A 20,443-nucleotide genomic window follows, 5' to 3' on the forward strand; every position below is an offset into this window, starting at 1 on the left:
CTCATCGGGCAGGATAAGCGGATGCCGAGCCTCACCCGTGCAGAGGCGACCGCGCGCCGCGCGTCGATCACCGTCGAGTCCTACGATGTGGACCTCGATCTGACCGGCGACGCCGAGCGGTTCCGCTCCGCCGTCACCATCCGGTTCCGGGCCACCCCCGGAGCCGAGACCTTCGTCGACGTCAAGCCGCGCCGACTCCTCGCCGCCCGCCTCAACGGCCGCGCCCTCGACCCGGCCCTGCTGGCCGGCGACCGGCTGCCGCTGACCGGCCTGGCCGCGACGAACACGCTCACAGTCGAGGCCGAGATGGCCTACTCCAACACGGGCGAAGGGCTGCACCGTTTCGTCGACCCGGCCGACGGCGAGACCTACCTCTACGCGATGTCCTTCCTGGACGACGGGCCGCGCATCTTCGCCGCGTTCGACCAGCCCGACCTGAAGGCGCCGGTGACGCTGACGGTCACCGCGCCGCCGGAGTGGACTGTCGCCGCCAACGGGCCGCTCGCCGACCGCCCCGCGCCCGGGCGCTGGGAGTTCGCCACCACCGAGCCGCTGGCCACCTACTTCGTCTCGCTGATCGCCGGGCCCTGGCACGTGCTGCGCGCCGAGCACGACGGTATCCCGCTCGGCCTCTACTGCCGGCGTTCGCTCGCGGCCCACCTGGACGCCGACGCCGAGGAGATCTTCACCGTCACCCGGCAGTGCTTCGACCGCTTCCACGAGCTGTTCGCCGAGCGCTACCCGTTCGGCAAGTACGACCAGGCGTTCGTGCCCGAGTTCAACGCCGGCGCGATGGAGAATCCGGGCCTGGTCACGATCCGCGACGACTACGTCTTCCGCTCCGCCGTCACGGACACCCAGCGGGAGCTGCGCGCCACCACCATCGCCCACGAGATGGCGCACATGTGGTTCGGCGACCTGGTCACCATGAGCTGGTGGGACGACCTGTGGCTCAACGAGTCCTTCGCCGAATACCTGGGCACCCGGGTCACCGCCGAGGCGACCCGGTTCGACCGGGCGTGGACCACGTTCGCGAGCCGCCGCAAGGCGTGGGGCTACACCGCCGACCAGCGTCCCTCCACCCACCCGGTGGCACCGGAGGAGGTGGCCGACGCCGCGCAGGCGCTGCTCAACTTCGACGGCATCTCGTACGCCAAGGGCGCCAGCGTGCTGCGCCAGCTCGTCGCCTGGCTCGGTGACGAGGCGTTCCTGGCCGGGCTGAACGCACACTTCGCGGCGCACCGGTTCGGCAACGCCACGCTCGCCGACCTGCTGGCCGCCCTGGGTACGGCGAGCGGCCGTGACCTGGACGGCTGGGCGGAACGCTGGCTGCGCCGCGCGCAGGTGAACACGCTGCGGGTCGACACCGCTGTGGACGCCGACGGGCGGTGGACCGAGGTGGCGATCGTGCAGACCGCTCCGGCGAGCCACCCGGTGCAGCGGCCGCACCGCATCGGGGTGGCCCACCACACCGCCGACGGCCCGGCGTACCGGTTCGAGGTCGACCTCGACCCCGACGCCGACGGCGGTCGCACGCCGCTGCCGGAGCTGGTCGGGCGGCCCGCCACCGGGCTCGTGCTGCCGAACGCCGGTGACCTGACGTTCGCCAAGATCCGCCTCGACCCGGCCTCGGCGGACGCGGTGCCGCTGCTGCTGCCGGGGCTCGACGACCCGCTGGCCCGGGCGCTGCTCTGGGCCGAGACGCTGGACGCGGTCACCGACGGGGAACGGCCGGCCGGCGCGCTCGCCGGGCTGATCGCGGCGGCGCTGCCCGCCGAGACCGAGGTGACGATCGTCGAGGACGTGCTGCTGCTCAGCCGCCGGCTGATCGACCGCTACCTCGGCCCGCTCGCCCGGGACGCGGCGCTGCTGCGGGTGGCGACCGCCTGCGGGGCGCTGCTCGACTCGGCGCCCGCTGGCGGCTCCCTGCAACTGGCGGCGGTGCGGGGTCTGATCGGCGCCACCACCGACACGGCCATGCTGACCGGCTGGCTCGCCGGCAAGGACGTGCCGCCGGGGCTCGCGGTCGACGCCGACCTGCGCTGGGCGGTGCTGCGCCGGCTCGTGGTGCTCGGTGCCGCCGGTGCGCCGGAGATCGACGCCGAGGCGGACGGCGACCGCAGCGCCACCGGCGCCGAGCAGGCCGCCGCGTGCCGGGCCGCGCTGCCCGACGCCGACGCGAAACGTGCCGCCTGGGAGATCGTCACCCGCAGCACCGAGCTGTCCAACCGGCTCGTCGAGGCGACCGCCGAGGGCTTCTGGCAGCCCGAGCAGGCCGAGCTGACCGCCGGGTACGTGGAGCGCTACTTCACCGACATGCCGGCGGCGGCGCGTCTGCGTACGGCGTGGGTGGCCGACGCGGTCACGGTGGCCGCGTACCCCCGCTACGCCGTGTCGCAACCCACCCGGGAGATGGCCGCGGCGCTGCTGGCCCGCGACGACCTCACGCCCGGCCTGCGGCGATGGGTGACCGACCTGGACGACGACATGCGCCGGGCGCTCGTGGCCCGGACGGCTGTGGCCGCCGCGTCGGCCTGACCGGGGCACGCCGGGCGGGCTGATCCGCCCGGCGTGGCCGACCCCGCCCGGGCCCGTCCGGCGCGCGGCCTACGATCGCTGGGTGGAGGAAGACATCCGGCGGGTCGGCATCATGGGCGGCACGTTCGACCCGATCCACCACGGGCACCTGGTGGCGGCGAGCGAGGTGGCCGACCGGTTCGGCCTGGACGAGGTCGTCTTCGTGCCGACCGGGCAACCGTGGCAGAAGGCGGAGGAAGCGGTCACCCCGGCCGAGGACCGCTACCTCATGACGGTGATCGCCACCGCCTCCAACCCGCGTTTCCAGGTGAGCCGGGTCGACATCGACCGGGGCGGTCCCACCTACACCGTCGACACGCTGCGCGACCTGCACGCCGAGTACGGCCCGAAGGCGCAGCTGTTCTTCATCACCGGCGCGGACGCCCTGGAGCGCATCCTCTCCTGGAAGGACCTGGACGAGGCGCTCGAACTGGCCCACTTCATCGGCGTGACCCGGCCCGGCTTCGAACTCACCGACAAGCACCTCCCGGCCGACTCGGTGAGCCTGGTGCAGGTGCCCGCGATGGCCATCTCCTCGACCGACTGCCGCGCGCGGGTCGCCCGCGGGGAGCCGGTGTGGTACCTGGTGCCCGACGGTGTGGTGCAGTACATCGCGAAACGGCGCCTCTACCAGCGATGATTCGCCCCCTTGCATCCCGGTTCATGCCTGAAATCGACCAGAACTGACAAGTCGCCGCACCGCCGGGTGTGAGAGGCTTGGAGGGTCGCATGGTTGATCGAAGGAGAACGGTGACAGTTTCCGAACGCGCGCACGAGCTGGCGATGGCCGCCGCCCAGGCCGCGGCCGACAAGAAGGCACAGGACATCGTCATCATCGACGTGGGCGACCAGCTCGCGATCACCGACGCGTTCCTGCTGGCCGCCGCTCCGAACGAGCGTCAGGTGCTCGCCATCGTCGACGCCATCGAGGAGCGCCTGCTGGAGCTGCCGGAGAAGGCCAAGCCGGTGCGCCGCGAGGGCGAGCGGGGTGGCCGCTGGGTGCTGCTCGACTACGTCGACATCGTGGTCCATGTCCAGCACACCGAGGAGCGCGAGTTCTACGCGCTCGACCGGCTCTGGAAGGACTGCCCGCAGATCCCGTTCACCGATCGCGACCTGGCCGACTCGGCCGCCGGCACCGCCACCGCGGAATGACCCGCCTGATCATCTGGCGGCACGGCAACACCGACTGGAACGCCGCGAGCCGGGTCCAGGGTCAGACCGACGTGCCGCTCAACGACCTCGGCCGGGAGCAGGCCCGCGCCGCGGCGCCGGTGCTGGCCGCGCTGCGCCCGGACGCGATCGTCGCCAGCGACCTGCGCCGGGCCGCCGACACCGCCGCCGCGCTCGCGGCGCTGACCGGGCTGCCGGTCCGCTCCGACGCCCGGCTGCGCGAACGGCACTTCGGCCAGTGGCAGGGCCTCACCCTGACCGAGGTGGCCGAGCGGTTCCCCGACGAGTACGCCCGCTGGCGGGCCGGCGACCCCGACCCCGGCGCCGGCATCGAGCCCCTGGGCGACCTGGGCGCCCGACTCGGCGCCGGGTTCCAGGACGCGGCCGACCTCGCCACCGGCGGCACCGTCGTGGTGACCACCCACGGCGGCGGCGCCCGGCAGGGCGTCGGGCACCTGCTCGGCTGGGACCACACGGTGCTGCGCAGCCTCGGCTCGCTGGCGAACTGCCACTGGACCGAGCTGCGCCACAACGACGGCGTGGAGCGGCGCACCCGCCCGGGCTGGCACCTGCGCGCACACAACGTCGGCCTGATCACCCAGCCGGCGCTCACCGACGCGGTCTGACACCTCCGGCCCCGGCACGTCACAGCGCCATCGGCTAGCGTGCCGGTCATGCCCGTCGCGGTCGTCACCGACTCCACCGCCTACCTGCCCCCCGACCTGGTCCGCGCACGCGGGCTCACAGTCGTCCCGCTCACAGTCGTCCTCAACGGCGCAGAAGGGCTGGAGGGCGTCGAGACCTCCCCGGCCGACGCCACCCGCGCGCTGAGCGGCCGGCGGGTCTCGGTGAGCACGTCCCGGCCCGCGCCCGAACAGTTCGCGCAGGTCTACCGCGCGCTGCTCGCCGAGGGCGCCGACGGCGTGGTGTCGGTGCACCTGTCCGCCGAACTGTCCGGCACCGTCGAAGCCGCCCGGCTGGCCGCCGCCGAGGTCGGCGACGACCGCGTCACAGTCGTGGACAGCCGATCCACAGGCATGGGCCTCGGCTTCCCGGCGCTCGCCGCCGCGGCCGCCGCGCGGGGCGCCGACCTGACCGGGGTACGCGACGCGGCGCTCGACGCGGTCGCCCGGACCACCATCTACTTCTACGTCGACACCCTGGAGTTCCTGCGCCGGGGCGGCCGGATCAACGCGGCCGAGGCGCTGCTCGGCACCGCCCTCTCGGTCAAGCCGATCATGCACATGCCGGACGGCGCGATCGTGGTCAAGGACAAGGTCCGTACCGCCAGCCGGGGCGTGGCACGCCTGGTCGACCTCGCAGTCGAGGCGGCAGGGGACGCCCCTGTGGACATCGCGGTGCACCACCTCGCCGCGCCGCAGCGGGCCGAGCAGTTGCTGGCGGCGCTGACCGAGCGGCTGGGCGACCGCCTGCGCGACACGTACGTCACCGAGGCCGGAGCCGTCGTCGCCGCCCACGCCGGACCCGGGCTGGCCTGCGTGGTGGTTCACCGCCGCACGCCCTAGGGTGGCCGGATGAGCCCCCTGTCGTACGTCGTCACCGGCGGCGGGCGCGGCGTCGGGCGGGCCGTCGTCGAACGGCTGGCCGCCGACGGCGGCACAGTGGTCGTGATCGAGCGGGACACCGGCGCGCTGGACTGGCTGGCCCGGCATCCGCTCGCCGACCGGCTGCACGCCGTCACCGGGGACGCCGGCGACGAGACGGTCACCGGCCGGGCCGCCGACCGCGCCGAGGCGTACGCGCCGCTGACCGGCTGGGTCAACAACGCCGCCGTCTTCCGCGACGCCGACCTGCACCGCGAGCCCGCGGGCGAGGTCGTCGACCTGATCGCGCTCAACCTGCGCCCCGCCGTCGCGGGAGCCGGCACCGCCGTACGCCGGTTCCTTGCGGCCGGGACCGGCGGCGCGATCGTCAACGTCTCCTCCCACCAGGCCCGCCGGGCGGTGCCGGGCGCCCTGCCGTACGCCACCGCGAAGGCCGCGCTGGAGGGGCTGACCCGGGCGCTCGCCGTCGACTACGCTCCCCGCGGAATCCGCGCCAACGCGGTCGCGCTCGGCTCCATCCACACCGAACGGCACGCCGCCTACCTCGCCGGACTCGACCCGGAGGAGGCGGCGCACGTCGACGCGGAGGTGGCCCGGCTGCACCCGGCCGGCCGGATCGGGCGTACCGACGAGGTGGCCGAGGTGGTCGCGTTCCTGCTCTCCGACCGCGCCTCGTTCGTCAACGGCGCGACGGTGCCGGTCGACGGGGGACGGGCGGTGCTCGGGCTGGACCCGGAGGCACGTTGACATGACCACGCCCGCCGCCGGCGATCCGTCACCCGGGCACACCTAGCAGAGCCGGGGCTTGATCGGGTGCCTGTCCACAGTGCCCGTGCTGTCCACAGGCGAGGACTCACCGGCCGATGCGGGGCGAGCCGTCGCCGTAGCGTCCCGAGCCGTGCCAGACGACGAGGAGACGACGGTACGGCGGCGGCTCGCCCGGCTGTTCGGGTTCACGGATGCCGCTGCTGTTCCGCCGATCCCCGCTGACCGCTTGGGCGAGTCGGGCAGGGCGGAGCGGTCCTCGCGGCGGCCGGGGCCGTCCCTGTCCGGGCCCGGCACCGTGTCCGGGTCCGGCAGCGTGTCCGGTCTCGGCCGCGTCTCCGGGCCCGGTCGCGTGTCCGGTCTCGGGGAAGCCGGGCCGGTCTTCGGGGCCGGTGCCGGTGCCGGGCCCGCCCTCGGCGTCCCCTGGCCCGATCTCCGAGCTCGGCCCGGGCCTGCTACGGACGAGATCGAGCCGGTTCCCGGCCTGCGCCCCGGATTTCCAGAGCACGACAGCGGGCGGGAGCATTCGTTCGGGTCGGAGCCAGCCTCCGCCGATCCGGACGCCGACGGCATAGGCGACGCTCCGGCGACCGAGCGTGGGCTCGCGTCGCGGCTGCCCGGCCCCGGGGCGTTCGATCCCGGCCGCCGGGGCGTACGCGCGCTCGCGGCGGTGGCCGTAGTGGTGGTCGTGGCGGCTGCCGTCTGGGCGTGGCGCGCGCGTCCCAGCGCCGAGCCCGTCCAGCCGGTCGCGGCCTCCTCCGAGGCGCCGGTGAGTGCCACGACCGGCGCGGTGCCCGGAGCGCCGATGTCGGCGGGCTCACCCGGTCAGGTGGTCGTCGCGCTGGCCGGCAAGGTCCGGCGCCCCGGCCTCGTCCGCCTCCCGGCCGGCGCGCGGGTGGCCGACGCGATCGAGGCGGCGGGCGGTGCGCTGCCCGGCGTCGACGTGGCGCTGCTCAATCCCGCCCGCAAGGTCACGGACGGGGAGCTGATCCTGGTCGGCGTCACCGCCCCACCCGGGCAGGCCGCACCCGGCCCGGCGGCGGGCGGCGGTGCGCCGGGCGGCTCGGCGGCACCCGCCGGCCCGGTCAACCTCAACACCGCGACGCTGGCCCAGCTCGACGCGCTACCGGGCGTCGGCCCGGTGCTCGCCCAGCGGATCCTCGACCACCGGGACCGCAACGGCGGGTTCCGGTCCGTGTCCGATCTGCGGCAGGTCGACGGCATCGGCGACGCCCGGTACGAGCAGCTCAAGGAACTGGTGACGGTGTGACCGCCCGTCGCGGACCGCGCCGGGCGCCGGATCGCCCCGGCCTCGCCGGTGAGCGCGTCCCGGATCGAGTGGGTGCTGCGGCGATCGGGGCGGAGCGGGTGTTGCCCGGCGCTGCGGAGGGTGGTGAGCGTGGCCGGGTCGTTTCCGCAGCCTCCGGCACCACCGACGGTACGGCGCCGGACCGCGACGTGCCCGACCTGCGGCTGGCCGGACTGGCGGTGGCTGCGTGGCTCGCCGCGTTGGCCGGGCTGGACCTGAGTGTCCGGTCGACCGTGGGGGTGGCCGCTGTCGCCGCCGCGCTGGCTCTGCTCACGGGCCTGCACCTGGGCGGCGTGCTGGGCCGGCCGAGCGCGACTGCCCGCCGCTACGGCTGGATCGCGGTCGCCGTACTGCTCGGTGTGCTCTGCGGCGCGGCGGCCACCGGCGCGCGGGTCGCGGTCCGCGACGCCGCCCCGATCCGCGCGCTCGTCACCGACAGTGCCCCGGTCACCGCCGAGCTGGTGCTGCGCGACGATCCCCGCCCGGTACGCGGCGCGCCCGGCCGCCCGCCGATGCTGCTGGTCCGAGTGGATCTGATCCGGCTCACCGGACCCGACGGCGTCCGGGTCACCGGCCCCGTACGCGCGCTGGTGCTCGCCACCGACCCGGCCTGGCGTCCACTGCTCCCCGGGCAGCGGGTCACCAGCCGGGGGAGGCTGGCCGCCCCGCGCGGCGGTGACCTGACTGCCGCCGTGCTCTCCACCGCCGACCCGCCCACGCTGCGCGGCGACGCGTCGTGGCCGCAACGAGCGGCAGGGGTGCTGCGGGCCGGGCTGCAACGGGCCTGCGAGCCGCTGCCCGACGCGCCGGGCGGGCTGCTGCCGGGTCTGGTGGTGGGCGACACCAGCCGGCTGCTGCCGGAAGTGGAGGAGGACTTCCGGGCCACCGGGATGACGCATCTCAACGCGGTGTCCGGCTCCAACGTGGCGATCGTCGTCGGGGCGGTGCTGCTGCTGGCCCGCTGGGCGCGCGCCGGTCCGCGTACCGCCGCCGTGCTCTGCGTCCTCGCGCTCGTCGGGTTCGTCATCCTGGTGCGGCCCTCGCCGAGCGTGGTGCGTGCCGCCGCGATGGGCGCGATCGGGCTCGCCGCGCTCGCCGCCGGGCGGTCCCGGTCGGCGCTGCCTGCGCTCGCCACCGCTGTCACCGGGCTGGTCCTGTACGACCCGGACCTCGCGGGCGACCCGGGTTTCGCGTTGTCGGTCTGCGCCACCGGGGGACTGCTGCTGCTCGCGCCGGGATGGCGGGACGCGTTGCGGCGCCGGGGCGTACCGGCCGGGCTCGCCGAGGCGCTCGCGGTGCCGGCCGCCGCGCAACTGGCCTGCGGCCCGGTGATCGCCGGACTGTCCGCGACGGTGAGCCTGGTGGCGGTACCGGCGAACCTGCTCGCGGTGCCGGCCGTCGCGCCGGCCACCGTGCTCGGCGTGCTGGCGGCGGTGCTGTCGCCGCTGTGGCCACGCGGCGCGGAGTTCCTCGCCTGGCTGGCGAGCTGGCCGGCGCGCTGGCTGGTGGCGGTGGCCGCGTACGGCGCGGACCTGCCGGCCGGGAACCTACCGTGGGCGGGTGGGGTGGCAGGGGCCCTGCTGCTGGCGGCGGTGAGCGTGGCGCTGCTGCTCGCCTTCCGGCGACGCCGGGCGCGGCGGCTGATCGCTGTCGTCGTGGTGGCGGTGGTGCTCGGCGCGGTACCGATCCGGCTGCTCGCCTCGGGCTGGCCGCCGCGCGGCTGGGTGGTGGTGGCGTGCGCGGTGGGGCAGGGGGATGCGGTGGTGCTGCCGGTCGCCGCCGGCCGGGCCGTGGTGGTGGACGCCGGCCCGGAGCCGTCCGGCGTGGACGCCTGCCTGCGCCGACTTCGCGTACGCGAGGTGCCGTTGCTGGTGGTCAGCCACTTCCACGTCGACCACGTCGGCGGCGTGGCCGGGGTGTTCCGGGGCCGGCGGGTGGGCGCGGTGGTGGGTCCGTCCTGGTCCGAGCCACCCTACGGGTCCGCCCAGGTACGCGAGGCGGCCCAGCGGGCCGGTGCGCCGCTGGCCCCGGTGCAGGCGGGCTGGCGGTGGCGGGCGGGCGCGGTGGACCTGGTCGCGGTCGGGCCGCCGTACCCGCTGCGGGGCAGCCGGTCGGATCCGAACAACAACTCGCTGGTGCTGGCCGCCACTGTGGGCGGGGTACGGATCCTGCTCACCGGTGACGCCGAGACGGAGGAGCAGCGGGCGATGCTGGAGACCACACCGGCCGCCGCGATCCGCGCCGACGTGCTGAAGGTCGCCCACCACGGGTCGGCGTACCAGGCGCCGGAGTTCCTGGCCGCGGTACGCCCGGCGGTGGCTCTCGTGTGCGTGGGCGTCGACAACGACTACGGGCACCCCAACGCCGGGCTGCTGGACCGGCTGACCCGGGGCGGTGCGCGGGTGCTGCGTACCGACACCGACGGGGACGTCGCGGCGGTCCAGGCGGGTGGCGGTCTCGCGGTGGTGAGGCGCGGCGCCGAGTCGGGAGCGCCACGCTGAACCGGGGGGATCTTGTTGCGGTAGATGGGGAATCAAGTCAAATGTCTGGATTTGCGCTGTGTGCGGGCTGCGCCGTCACAGTCCCCGATGAGCAGGCCCGGCCGGGTCGGAGGGCGTGCGAGTATGGGCGACGTGACCCCCGCCGACCTGCCTCCTATTGTGCTCGTCCTCGGCGACGAGGAGCTGCTCGCCACGCGAGCGGTCACCGAAGCCGTCGCCCGGGCCCGCGAGGTCGACCCCGACGTGGACGTGCGGGAATACCAGGCCGGGACGCTCACCGTCGGCGAGATCGCCGAGATGCTCAGCCCGTCGCTGTTCGGCGGTCGCCGGGTGCTCGTGCTCCGCTCCGGCCAGGACGCCCGCAAGGACCTGTCCACCGCGCTGCTGGCGTACGCGAAGAATCCCGACCCGGACGTCCAGCTCGTGGTGCTGCACCTGGGCGGGGCCAAGGGCAAGGCGTTCGCCGACGGTCTGCGGGCGGCGGGCGCCACTGTGGTGCCGGCGGTGAAGCTCAAGGGTGACCGCGAGCGGGCCGCCTTCGTGCGGGACGAGATCCGCCGCATCGGCGGCAAGTGCACGCCCGACGCGGCCGACGCCCTGGTCGCGGCCGTCGGGAACGACATGCGTGAGCTGGCCGCCGCCTGCTCGCAGCTGGTCGCCGACACCGACGGGCGGATCGGCGCTGACACTGTCGCCCGCTACTACCGGGGACGGGCCGAGGTGACAGGCTTCACCGTCGCCGACGCGACGATGGTCGGTGACGTGCCGGGCGCGCTGGAGGCGCTGCGGTGGGCGCTGCACGTCGGCGTGGACCCGGTGCCGATCGCCGATGCGCTGGCCGACGGCGTACGGACCGTCGCCCGGGTCGCCGCCGCCGGCCGGGGCAGCGCGTTCCAGCTGGCCAAGACGCTCGGCATGCCGGCCTGGAAGATCGAGAAGGCCCAGGTGCGCGCCCGGGGCTGGACGCCGGAGGGCCTGGTCGAGGCGATGCGGGTGGCAGCCGAGTGCAACGCGGCGGTCAAAGGTGGCGCCGACGACCGGGCGTACGCGCTGGAGCGGGCCGTGTTCTCGGTGGCCGCGGCCCGGCAGGGCGGCGCCCGGTGACCCGAGCGTGGTCGACTGTGGCCACGGACGAGGAGCGGTACCGTCCGCTCTACGCCCGGGTGCTGGGACTGCGCTTCGTCAACCCGGGTGGGGTGCTCTGCTTCCTCTTCTTCGAGGGCGCGGTGGCGCTGGCCGTGCTGCTCGCGCTCGCCGAACTGGTGAGCTGGTGGGCGGTGCTGGTGCTGCCGATCGCGGTGGCGGCGATGGTCAAGCTCAACGACGTGGTGGCCGAGATGGTCGTCCGCACCGCCGCGCAGGTGCCCGAGCAGGAACGAGACCGCTTCCGCCGCCAGATGGAGCCGGTGATCGGGCGAGCCCGGGTGCCCACGAGCGCCCGCGCACTCCCGGGCGGCGCAGCGAGCGTCGGGTCGCTGCCGCGCGGCGCGGTGCCGCCGAGCGCCCGCGCGTGGCCGGGCGGCGCGACCACAGACTCCCGGGGCGTCCGCTACCACCACCCGCAACGCGCGACATTCGACCACCCGAACGAGCAGTAGCGGCCCCGCGCGGCGCCCTCTCGGCGCCCTCGTTGCGCCCTCCGGAGGACGCCCGGCGCTGCGCCTCCCGACACCGCGCCTCCCGACACCGCGCCCCGCGCTCTCCCGGATGCCTCGCGTCGTGCCTTGCCCCGCAGGGTGCAGCTTTCGCACCTCGTCGCCCGACACCGCGCACCGCGCCCTCCGGACGCCCCGTCCTGTCCCGCCGGAGCGACCGACCGCCGAAGACACCACCGGGGCCGGATCACCCCGAGATCTTGGTACGAAATGGCCCCCAGAGGGGCCGAAATCGTCCAAGATCTCCGCGCGCCGCGCGCCGCGCGCCGCGCGCCGCGCGCCGCGCGCCGCGCGCCGCGCGCCACGCAGCGCGCGGTGCCGCAGCACCGCGCGCTGGGGGGAGCGGACAGGCGGAAGCCCCGTGGGCTCGTGGCCCCGGGGCTTCCGGTGAAATCTGTAGCGCTGGTCAGGCAGAGAACGAGGCGACGCGCTTGGCGATCGCCGACTTCCGGTTGGCCGCCTGGTTCGAGTGGATGACACCCTTGCTGGCAGCCTTGTCCAGCTTGCGGGTGGCCTCACGCATGAGCACGGTGGCCTTCTCGGTGTCGCCCGCCTCGGCAGCCTCGTGGAACTTCCGGATGGCGGTCTTCAGCGACGACTTGACCGACTTGTTACGCAGCCGGCGCTTCTCGTTCTGCCGGTTGCGCTTGATCTGGGACTTGATGTTCGCCACGCGACAGCCTCGTCTTGATAGCTCGGGTTGGTCTGCTTACGCGCACGACGAGCATGCGTCATCGCCGCGCGAAAAGCCAGGCTACCAGGTCGGCCCCGGACGAGCCAAAACGCCTCCGCCCAGCCTGGTCGAGCGGCGCGCCACGTCGGGGAGGTGGTGGGGTCAGGGCCCGTGGGATGCCGCCACCTCGCCGAACTGGTGTGGATCAAGGGGCAGGGGTGGGGCGTGCCCAGGACCAGCCCCGGCGCTCGGCCAGCCAGCCGAGCGCCTGCTCCCCGCTCCAGCGCTGATGGGCGCGCAGATGCGGGGAGGCGGTGGACGGTCCGGCGGCGGCGCCGGTGAGGAAGTAGCCGGCCAGCGCGGCGAGCGTCACGTCCAGCGCATCAGCGGGCGCACCTGCCGCCGCCGGGTGGCAGGCGAACGCGGCGTCCGCGTCCAGGCCGCCGGCGTACGCGGTGAGCAGCAGCCCGGCCAGGTCGAACCAGGCCGGCCCGTGGCAGAGCCAGGGCCAGTCGCACAGCCAGGCCCGCCCGTCGGAGTCGATCAGGAGGTTGTCCACCCGCAGGTCGCCGTGGGCCAGTCCGGGGGCGGCGTCGGCGTACCCGGGCAGGCGCGACTCCAGCGCGACCAGCTCGGCCAGCGGGGCGCCGGCGGCCTGCTCGGGCAGCGGCTCGCGCCGGGCGGCCACCTCGCCCCACCAGAGGATGTCGTCGCGGGCCAGGTCCGCGAGGCGGGGGAGCCGGAGCGCGGCCAACTCCGCGGGCGGTTCGGCGAGCGCGGCGGCCACCTGGGCGTACGTGGCGAGGGCGGCGTCCAGCTCGGCCGGCGCCCAGGGCAGCCGGGGGGTGTGACCGTCGATCGCGTCGAGCGCGAGTGCGTACCAGCCGGACTCGGTGAGCGCCCAGCGCGGCCGGGGCACCGGCAGACCGGCCGGGAGCCGGGCCAGGATCGCCGCCTCGTGGGCGTACCAGTCGACCAGGTGCCGCTGCCCGTCGAGTGCCGCTGCCTTGACGAACACGCTCTCCCCGGCAGGGCCGGTCAGCACGGCGGCGAAGCCGCTGGTGAACCCGCCGCCTGCCACCCGGACCGCCGCCGGCGGGCCGCCGATCCGGGCGGCCAGCGCGTCCCGCAGCCCGGCCGGCAGGTCGGCCCAGCCGGGCCGTACGGCTGTCGACCCGTACGGAACGGGCGGTAGGGAGATCGCGCGCACCGCACCATGCTGCCGCACCGCCGCACCGCCGCACCGCCGCACCGCCGCACCGCCGCACGTCGCACCGGCACGTCGGGCTCTGCCAGACTGCCCACCATGAGGACCGACGAGTTCTGGCAGTTGATCGACGAGGCCCGCGCCGGCGCCGGGGGAGAGCCCGACGCGGTCGCCGCCCGGGCGGTCGCGCTGCTGGCCGAGTGCGACCCGGAGGAGATCGTCGGATACGCCCACCACCAGCGGCGGGTGCTCGCCGCCTCCTACAAGGTCGACCTCTGGGGCGCGGCCTACCTGATCAACGGGGGCGCCTCGGACGACGGCTTCGAGTACTTCCGGGGCTGGCTGATGACCCAGGGGCGGGCGGTGTTCGCGCGGGCGGTCGGCGACCCGGACGCGCTGGCCGAGCTGCCGCAGGTCCGGGCCGCCGCGCTCAGCGGCGAGGAGTTCGAGTGCGAGCAGATGCTGGCGGTGCCGTGGGACGCGTACCGGAAGGCCACCGCGTCCGACCTGCCGGCCGAGCGTGACCCGGTCCCGGTGCCCGATCTGAACGACTTCTGGGACTTCGACGACGAGGAGGAGGCCCGCCGCCGCCTGCCGAGGCTGGCCGCGCTGTTTGTCGAGCCACCCGCGGAATAGTCGGGCCACCCCTGGAATAGCGGTGGAGTGAAGGGGGAGCCCGGGCGCGCCCCGGGCGACGTGGGACCATGGAGGGGGCCGGCGACGCGCCGGCCCGCTCACGTCAGCCGACCAGAACGGACCGCTGTGCCACCGACGCTCGATCCCGGCGCGAACGCTCCTGGTGCCACCGACCCGGCGCGCATCCGGAACTTCTGCATCATCGCCCACATCGACCACGGGAAGTCGACCCTGGCCGACCGGATGTTGCAGCTCACCGGTGTGGTCGACCCGCGGCAGATGCGCGCCCAGTACCTGGACCGGATGGACATCGAGCGCGAGCGCGGCATCACCATCAAGAGCCAGGCCGTGCGGATGCCGTGGACGATCCGCGAGGGCGACCGGGCCGGTGAGACCGCCGTGCTCAACATGATCGACACCCCGGGCCACGTGGACTTCACCTACGAGGTGTCCCGTTCGCTCGCCGCCTGCGAGGGCGCGATCCTGCTGGTCGACGCCGCGCAGGGCATCGAGGCGCAGACGCTCGCAAACCTCTATCTGGCGCTCGAGAACGACCTGCACATCATCCCGGTGCTCAACAAGATCGACCTGCCGGCCGCCCAGCCGGAGAAGTACGCCGAGGAGCTGGCCCACCTGATCGGCGGCGACCCGGCGGACTGCATCAGGGTCTCCGGCAAGACCGGCGAGGGCGTGCCCTACCTCCTGGACGAGATCGTCAGGCAGTTCGTGCCGCCGGTGGGCGAGGCCGAGTCGCCGGCCCGCGCGATGATCTTCGACTCGGTGTACGACGTCTACCGGGGCGTGGTCACGTACGTCCGGGTGATCGACGGCCGGATCTCCGCCCGGGACCGGATCAAGATGATGTCCACCGGCGCCGTCCACGAGCTGCTGGAGATCGGCGTCATCTCGCCCGAGATGGTCAAGGCCGACGCGCTCGGTGTCGGCGAGGTGGGCTACCTGATCACCGGCGTGAAGGACGTGCGCCAGTCCCGGGTCGGTGACACGGTCACCATCAACAACAACCCGGCCAAGGAGGCCCTCGGCGGTTACAAGGACCCGAAGCCGATGGTCTACTCGGGGCTCTACCCGATCGACGGCTCGGACTACCCGAACCTGCGTGAGGCGCTGGACAAGCTCAAGCTCAACGACGCCGCGCTGGTCTACGAGCCGGAGACCTCCGGCGCGCTGGGCTTCGGCTTCCGCTGCGGCTTCCTCGGCCTGCTGCACCTGGAGATCATCCGGGAGCGGCTGGAGCGGGAGTTCAACCTCGACCTGATCTCCACCGCGCCGAACGTGGTCTACCGTGCCATCCAGGAGGACGGCGAGGAGATCGTGGTCACCAACCCGAGCGAGTACCCGACCGGCAAGATCGCCGAGGTGTACGAGCCGACGGTGCGGGCCACGGTGCTGACCCCGAACGACTACGTCGGCGCCGTGATGGAGCTGTGCCAGGGTCGCCGGGGCAGCCTGCTCGGCATGGACTACCTCTCCGCCGACCGGGTGGAGCTGCGCTACACGCTGCCGCTGGCCGAGATCATCTTCGACTTCTTCGACCAGCTCAAGAGCCGCACCAAGGGCTACGCCTCGCTCGACTACGAGCCCTCCGGCGAGCAGGCGTCCGACCTGGTGAAGGTCGACATCCTGCTGCACGGCGAGCCGGTCGACGCGTTCAGCGCGATCGTGCACAAGGACAAGGCGTACACGTACGGCACGACGATCGCGGCGAAGCTGCGCACGCTGATCCCGCGCCAGCAGTTCGAGGTGCCGATCCAGGCGGCCATCGGCAGCCGGGTGATCGCCCGGGAGACCATCCGCGCGATCCGCAAGGACGTGCTCGCCAAGTGCTACGGCGGTGACATCAGCCGGAAGCGCAAGCTGCTGGAGAAGCAGAAGGAGGGCAAGAAGCGGATGAAGATGGTGGGCCGGGTGGAGGTCCCTCAGGAGGCGTTCATCGCGGCGCTCTCGTCCGACTCCGGCGACGGCAAGCCCGCCGGCAAGAAGTAGCCGCCAGAGCCCACGAACCGGCCGGCGTCCTCCTCTTCAGGGCGCCGGCCGTTCGCGTACCCAGGAAATTTTCAGCTGCTGGCAGCGCTCCCACCTGCGGGTTCGTCCCGGCCGGGGGAGCGGCGGCCGATGCCGCCGGTTTCGGTTTTCGATGCGTCGGGCACTTAGCGGGCACGACAGCAAACGCACAGAACGTGCGAAATCGCTTTAGGAGGACCGACCGTGGAGTTCACCGTCTGGGGCATCATCACCGCGCTCGTCGTGGGTCTGATCGTCGGCGCGCTGGGCCGGCTGGTCGTGCCGGGCCGGCAGAACATGCCGATGTGGCTGCACATGGTGATCGGTGTCGGCGCGGCGCTGCTGGGCACCGTCCTGGCCCGCGCGCTCGGCATCGCCACGCAGACCGCCGGCATCGACTGGGCCGAGCTGGCCGTGCAGGTCGTGCTCGCCGCCATCGCTGTGGCCCTGGTGGCCGGCGTCGGCCGCCGCCGCAGCGTCTCGCGTTACTGATCGACGCACCACGCGCTCTCGACGGGCGCCCGGCCTCACCGGCCGGGCGCCCGTCGGCGTATTCGGGGCATTGAACCCCGTCGGTGTGCCGGGGCTGCCCGCCGCGCCGGGTTTCGGGGAGAAGCAGCAGGTCAGGGTACGTCTGCACAATTCGTCATCGGAGTCGGTTTGGATTTCCGGGCGGTCGGGAACTTAGCGATCACGACAGTGAACACACAAAAACGTGTGACCGGATCTTAAGGAGGAGGGCGACCATGGAGCTCACCGTTTGGGGCATCATCACCGCGCTGGTCGTTGGTCTGATCGTCGGCGCGCTGGGCCGGCTGGTCGTGCCGGGCCGTCAGAACATGCCGATCTGGCTGCACATGCTGATCGGTGTCGGCGCCGCGCTTCTGGGCACGATCGTGGCCCGGGCCTCCGGCTTCGCCGAGACCGCCGGTATCGACTGGCGCGAGCTGATGCTGCAGGTGCTCTTCGCCGCGATCGGCGTGGCCCTGGTGGCCGGCGTCGGCCGTCGCCGCGGCGTCTCGCGCTACTGACCCCGCACCACGCGCCTCGACGGGCGCCCGGCCTCACCGGCCGGGCGCCCGTCGGCGTATGTGAGCCCTGAACTGCCCGGACGGCATCGATGTCGGCCGGGCCTCCGGCTGCGATACGGTCGCCTGTGCCCTCCGTCACGAACACCCCCTGTTGTAAAGGAAATTTTCCTACTAAGGTGCGGCGGAGAAGGTTAGTGCCAAACGGCCCTGAGGGAGATATGGCGTGAACAGGTGGAAGCGGCTGGCTCCGGTCACCGCCATCGTGGCGTCGGCCGCGTTGGTGCTGACCGCATGCGGTGGCTCCGGCGACGACGACAAGGCCGCCGACAACAGCAAGCTCACTGTGTGGATGATGGGTGAGGGCGGCGACGCCCAGACCAAGTTCCTCGACAGCGTCGAGGCGGAGTTCAAGAAGAAGCACCCCGAGACCGACGTCGTGGTGCAGTACATCCCCTGGCTCGAGGCGCCGAAGAAGTTCCAGGCCGCGCTCGCCGGCGGGGAGGGCCCGGACGTCACCGAGCTGGGCAACACCGAGACCCAGGGCTGGGCCGCGCAGGAGGCCCTGGCCGACGTCTCGGACAAGTTCAACGGCTGGTCCGAGGGCAAGGACATCCTGCCCGACCTGGTCAAGAACGCCCAGCTCGACGGCAAGCAGTACGGCGTGCCGTGGTACGCCGGCGTCCGCGCCGTCTACTACCGCACCGACTGGTTCGCCGAGGCGGGCGTGAAGACGCCGACGAACTGGGACGAGATGGTCGCCGCCGCGAAGGCCGTGCAGGCCAAGAAGCCGGGCACCTACGGCATCGCCCTGCCCGGCAACTCCGAGCTGCCGTTCTACTCCTTCCTCTGGGGTGCCGGCGGGGAGATCGCGACCAAGGAGGGCGACAGCTGGAAGTCCGGCTACAACACCCCCGAGGCGCAGAAGGCGGTCAAGTTCTGGACCGACCTGGTGACAGTGCACAAGGTCGCCCCGCCGGCCGCCGCCGGGTGGAACGAGGTCGACGCCCGTACCCAGTTCGCCACCGGCAAGGCCGCCATGGCGTTCGCCGGTAGCTGGCAGGGCGGCGCGATGAAGAAGGACAACCCCGACATCGAGAAGGTGTGGGGCACGTTCCCGATCCCCGGCCCGGACGGCAAGCCCGCCCCGGCGTTCGCCGGCGGCTCCGACATCGCCATCTGGAAGGACAGCGAGCGGCAGGCGCTGGCCTGGGACTACATGACCGTGCTGCTGAGCAAGCAGAAGGACAAGGAGTTCGCCAGCAGCCTCGGCTTCTTCCCGGTCTACCAGGATCTGGTGAGCAGCGGCGACTACGCCAGTGACAAGGTGATGGCCGCGTTCGCCACCGCCATCCAGAACACCAAGCTGACCCCGCTCACCCCGAAGTGGGTCGAGGTCAGCCGGACCAAGACGGTGACCCAGGCGATGAACAGCTCGGTCATCAAGGGCCAGAAGACGGTCGAGAAGGCCACCGCCGACGCGGCCACCGAGATGGAAAGCATCCTCAACGCCAAGTGACCACGCTGACCGAGGCCACCGGCGAGGCCGCCGCGCGGGAGACCCCCGCGCGGCGGCGCCGTCGCCGGGTGGACCACCTTCCGTACCTGCTCCTCCTGCCCTGCCTGGCGATCATCGCCGTGTTGCTGCTCTGGCCGCTCGGCCAGGTCGTGTGGATGTCCTTCCACAAGCTGGACAGCGTCCGGCAGCTGCGCGGCGACCGCGAGTGGCCGTGGGTCGGCCTGGCCAACTACGCGCAGATCCTCGGCGACCCGTTCTTCCGTACGGTGCTGCGCAACACGGTGCTGTTCGCGCTCGCCAACGTGGCGCTCACGATGATCCTCGGCACGCTGGTCGGGCTGCTGCTCAACCGCCTGGGCAAGAAGATGGCCACGTTCGTGGCGAGCTGCGTGATGCTCGCCTGGGCCACCCCGGCGCTGACCGGCACCATCGTCTGGAAGTGGATCTTCGACGACACGAGCGGCCTGGTCACCTGGCTGTTCAACAAGCTCCCGGACGGGCTCTCGACGGCGCTGTTCGGGCGCAGCGACTGGACCGGGTACGGCTGGTTCAACGACCCGCTGCTGTTCTTCGCCATCCTGACGCTCGTGGTGGTCTGGCACTCGTTCCCGTTCATCGCGGTGAGCGTCCTGGCCGGGCTCAAGAGCGTGCCGACGGAGTTGCAGGAGGCGGCCCGGGTCGACGGCGCCGGGCCGTGGAAGGTCTTCTGGTCGGTGACGTTCCCGGTCCTGCGGCCGGTCTTCGGCATCCTCGTGGTGCTCTCCACGATCTGGGACTTCAAGGTCTTCACCCAGCAGTTCGTGCTGGCCGGCGGCACCCAGGACCGGTCCACGTTCATGCTGTCGATCTACTCGTACGCGGAGGCGTTCTCACCACCGCCCAAGTACGGCCTCGGCTCGGCCATCGCGGTCATCCTCACCGTGATCCTGCTCGTGGTGACCGCCCTGTACGTCCGCATGGTGCTGCGGCAGGAGGACGAATGATGAAGAAGATCGCCCTCAACGGCGCGGGCCTGCTGGTCGCGCTCTTCGCCGCGTTCCCGGTCTACTGGATGGTGGCGACCTCGCTGAAGCCCAACCGGGAGATCTTCTCGTCCACGCCCCGGCCGGTGCCGGCGGAGCCGACGCTGGAGCACTACCGGGAGATCCTCACCGGCAATCTGATCCCGGGCGTCACGTTCGCCGACTTCTTCCTCAACAGCGCCCTCGTCGCGCTGGCGACGGTGCTGCTGAGCGGGCTGGTCGCGCTGCTCGCCGCGACCGCTGTGGCCCGGTTCCGGTTCAAGCTGCGCACCACGTTCCTGATCATGCTGCTGGTGGTGCAGATGATCCCGCTGGAGGCGCTGGTCATCCCGCTGTTCCTGATGATCCAGCGGCTCGGCCTCTACAACACGCTGCCCAGCCTGATCCTCACGTACCTCGGCTTCTCGCTGCCGTTCGCGGTCTGGATGCTGCGCGGCTTCGTCGCCGCGGTGCCGAAGGAACTGGAGGAGGCCGCCGCCATCGACGGCGCCAGCCGGGCCCAGACGTTCCGCAAGGTGCTGTTCCCGCTCGTCGCGCCCGGCCTGGTCGCCACCAGCATCTTCTCGTTCATCACCGCGTGGAACGAGCTGATCTTCGCGCTGACCTTCATCAACGACCAGCAGAAGTACACGCTGCCGGTGGCCATGACGTTCTTCTTCGGCCGGGACGACACCGCCTGGGGCTCGGTGATGGCGGCGTCCACGCTGTTCACCCTGCCGGTGATCGTCTTCTTCCTGCTGGTGCAGCGCCGGATGGTCTCCGGCCTCGTCGCGGGAGCCGTGAAGGGCTGA

Annotated in this window: 19 protein-coding genes; 17 read left to right on the forward strand and 2 right to left on the reverse strand. The window is 73.1% G+C overall.

The window, feature by feature from the left end:
* Positions 1-21 precede the first annotated feature (21 nt).
* From pepN to FHX31_RS04580, 10 genes are all read left to right on the forward strand, one after another.
* Complete coding sequence (gene pepN, locus FHX31_RS04535; protein WP_184975200.1) at positions 22-2,538, forward strand: aminopeptidase N; 2,517 nt, start codon at positions 22-24, stop codon at positions 2,536-2,538.
* An 82-nt stretch (positions 2,539-2,620) separates the two neighbouring features.
* The gene (gene nadD / locus FHX31_RS04540; RefSeq protein WP_013475510.1) at positions 2,621-3,217 is read left to right on the forward strand and encodes a nicotinate-nucleotide adenylyltransferase; all 597 of its coding nucleotides are present in this window, start codon (positions 2,621-2,623) and stop codon (positions 3,215-3,217) included.
* 110 nt (positions 3,218-3,327) lie between these two features.
* Complete coding sequence (rsfS, locus tag FHX31_RS04545) at positions 3,328-3,732, forward strand: ribosome silencing factor (protein ID WP_013287996.1); 405 nt, start codon at positions 3,328-3,330, stop codon at positions 3,730-3,732.
* Positions 3,729-4,376 carry a histidine phosphatase family protein gene (locus FHX31_RS04550; RefSeq protein WP_013287995.1) on the forward strand — a complete coding sequence of 216 codons (648 nt, stop codon included), beginning with the start codon at positions 3,729-3,731 and terminating at the stop codon, positions 4,374-4,376. The genes rsfS and FHX31_RS04550 overlap by 4 nt, the downstream gene beginning before the upstream one ends.
* 48 nt (positions 4,377-4,424) lie before the next feature.
* Positions 4,425-5,276: a DegV family protein gene (locus tag FHX31_RS04555; protein WP_184975202.1), complete on the forward strand. Its 852-nt coding sequence runs from the start codon at positions 4,425-4,427 to the stop codon at positions 5,274-5,276.
* A 9-nt stretch (positions 5,277-5,285) separates the two neighbouring features.
* Entirely contained in the window at positions 5,286-6,062 is a 777-nt protein-coding gene (locus FHX31_RS04560) for an SDR family NAD(P)-dependent oxidoreductase (protein ID WP_184975206.1), read from the forward strand.
* A gap of 502 nt (positions 6,063-6,564) precedes the next feature.
* Positions 6,565-7,350 carry a ComEA family DNA-binding protein gene (locus tag FHX31_RS04565; protein WP_402884216.1) on the forward strand — a complete coding sequence of 262 codons (786 nt, stop codon included), beginning with the start codon at positions 6,565-6,567 and terminating at the stop codon, positions 7,348-7,350.
* 188 nt (positions 7,351-7,538) lie between these two features.
* Positions 7,539-9,890, forward strand: coding sequence for a ComEC/Rec2 family competence protein (locus FHX31_RS04570; protein WP_184977747.1), 2,352 nt, complete (start codon positions 7,539-7,541; stop codon positions 9,888-9,890).
* Between the two features lie 123 nt (positions 9,891-10,013).
* Positions 10,014-10,994 carry a DNA polymerase III subunit delta gene (gene holA / locus FHX31_RS04575; protein ID WP_013287990.1) on the forward strand — a complete coding sequence of 327 codons (981 nt, stop codon included), beginning with the start codon at positions 10,014-10,016 and terminating at the stop codon, positions 10,992-10,994.
* Complete coding sequence (locus FHX31_RS04580; RefSeq protein WP_013287989.1) at positions 10,991-11,488, forward strand: hypothetical protein; 498 nt, start codon at positions 10,991-10,993, stop codon at positions 11,486-11,488. Before holA ends, FHX31_RS04580 begins: the two co-directional genes overlap by 4 nt.
* Positions 11,489-11,951: 463 nt before the next feature.
* Here the strand turns inward: FHX31_RS04580 and rpsT are convergent, their stop codons facing one another.
* Positions 11,952-12,218, reverse strand: coding sequence for a 30S ribosomal protein S20 (gene rpsT, locus FHX31_RS04585; RefSeq protein ID WP_013287988.1), 267 nt, complete (start codon positions 12,216-12,218; stop codon positions 11,952-11,954).
* Positions 12,219-12,423: 205 nt separating this feature from the next.
* On the reverse strand, positions 12,424-13,428 hold the full coding sequence (locus FHX31_RS04590) for an aminoglycoside phosphotransferase family protein (protein ID WP_091330981.1): 1,005 nt from the start codon (positions 13,426-13,428) through the stop codon (positions 12,424-12,426).
* 96 nt (positions 13,429-13,524) lie between these two features.
* Between FHX31_RS04590 and FHX31_RS04595 the strand changes: the two genes are divergently transcribed.
* From FHX31_RS04595 to FHX31_RS04625, 7 genes are all read left to right on the forward strand, one after another.
* A complete protein-coding gene (locus tag FHX31_RS04595; RefSeq protein ID WP_013287986.1) occupies positions 13,525-14,061 on the forward strand; it encodes a DUF4240 domain-containing protein in 537 nt (178 codons plus the stop codon).
* A gap of 126 nt (positions 14,062-14,187) precedes the next feature.
* Positions 14,188-16,065 (forward strand): translation elongation factor 4, encoded by a 1,878-nt coding sequence (gene lepA, locus FHX31_RS04600; protein ID WP_013287985.1) that lies wholly within the window; start codon positions 14,188-14,190, stop codon positions 16,063-16,065.
* Between the two features lie 222 nt (positions 16,066-16,287).
* On the forward strand, positions 16,288-16,575 hold the full coding sequence (locus FHX31_RS04605; protein WP_013287984.1) for a GlsB/YeaQ/YmgE family stress response membrane protein: 288 nt from the start codon (positions 16,288-16,290) through the stop codon (positions 16,573-16,575).
* Between the two features lie 254 nt (positions 16,576-16,829).
* Positions 16,830-17,114: a GlsB/YeaQ/YmgE family stress response membrane protein gene (locus tag FHX31_RS04610; RefSeq protein WP_013287983.1), complete on the forward strand. Its 285-nt coding sequence runs from the start codon at positions 16,830-16,832 to the stop codon at positions 17,112-17,114.
* Positions 17,115-17,337: 223 nt separating this feature from the next.
* Positions 17,338-18,630 (forward strand): sugar ABC transporter substrate-binding protein, encoded by a 1,293-nt coding sequence (locus FHX31_RS04615; protein ID WP_013287982.1) that lies wholly within the window; start codon positions 17,338-17,340, stop codon positions 18,628-18,630.
* Complete coding sequence (locus FHX31_RS04620; RefSeq protein ID WP_013287981.1) at positions 18,627-19,613, forward strand: carbohydrate ABC transporter permease; 987 nt, start codon at positions 18,627-18,629, stop codon at positions 19,611-19,613. The genes FHX31_RS04615 and FHX31_RS04620 overlap by 4 nt, the downstream gene beginning before the upstream one ends.
* On the forward strand, positions 19,610-20,443 hold the full coding sequence (locus tag FHX31_RS04625) for a carbohydrate ABC transporter permease (RefSeq protein ID WP_013287980.1): 834 nt from the start codon (positions 19,610-19,612) through the stop codon (positions 20,441-20,443). The genes FHX31_RS04620 and FHX31_RS04625 overlap by 4 nt, the downstream gene beginning before the upstream one ends.

It is taken from the genome of Micromonospora sp. CNZ286, assembly GCF_014207755.1.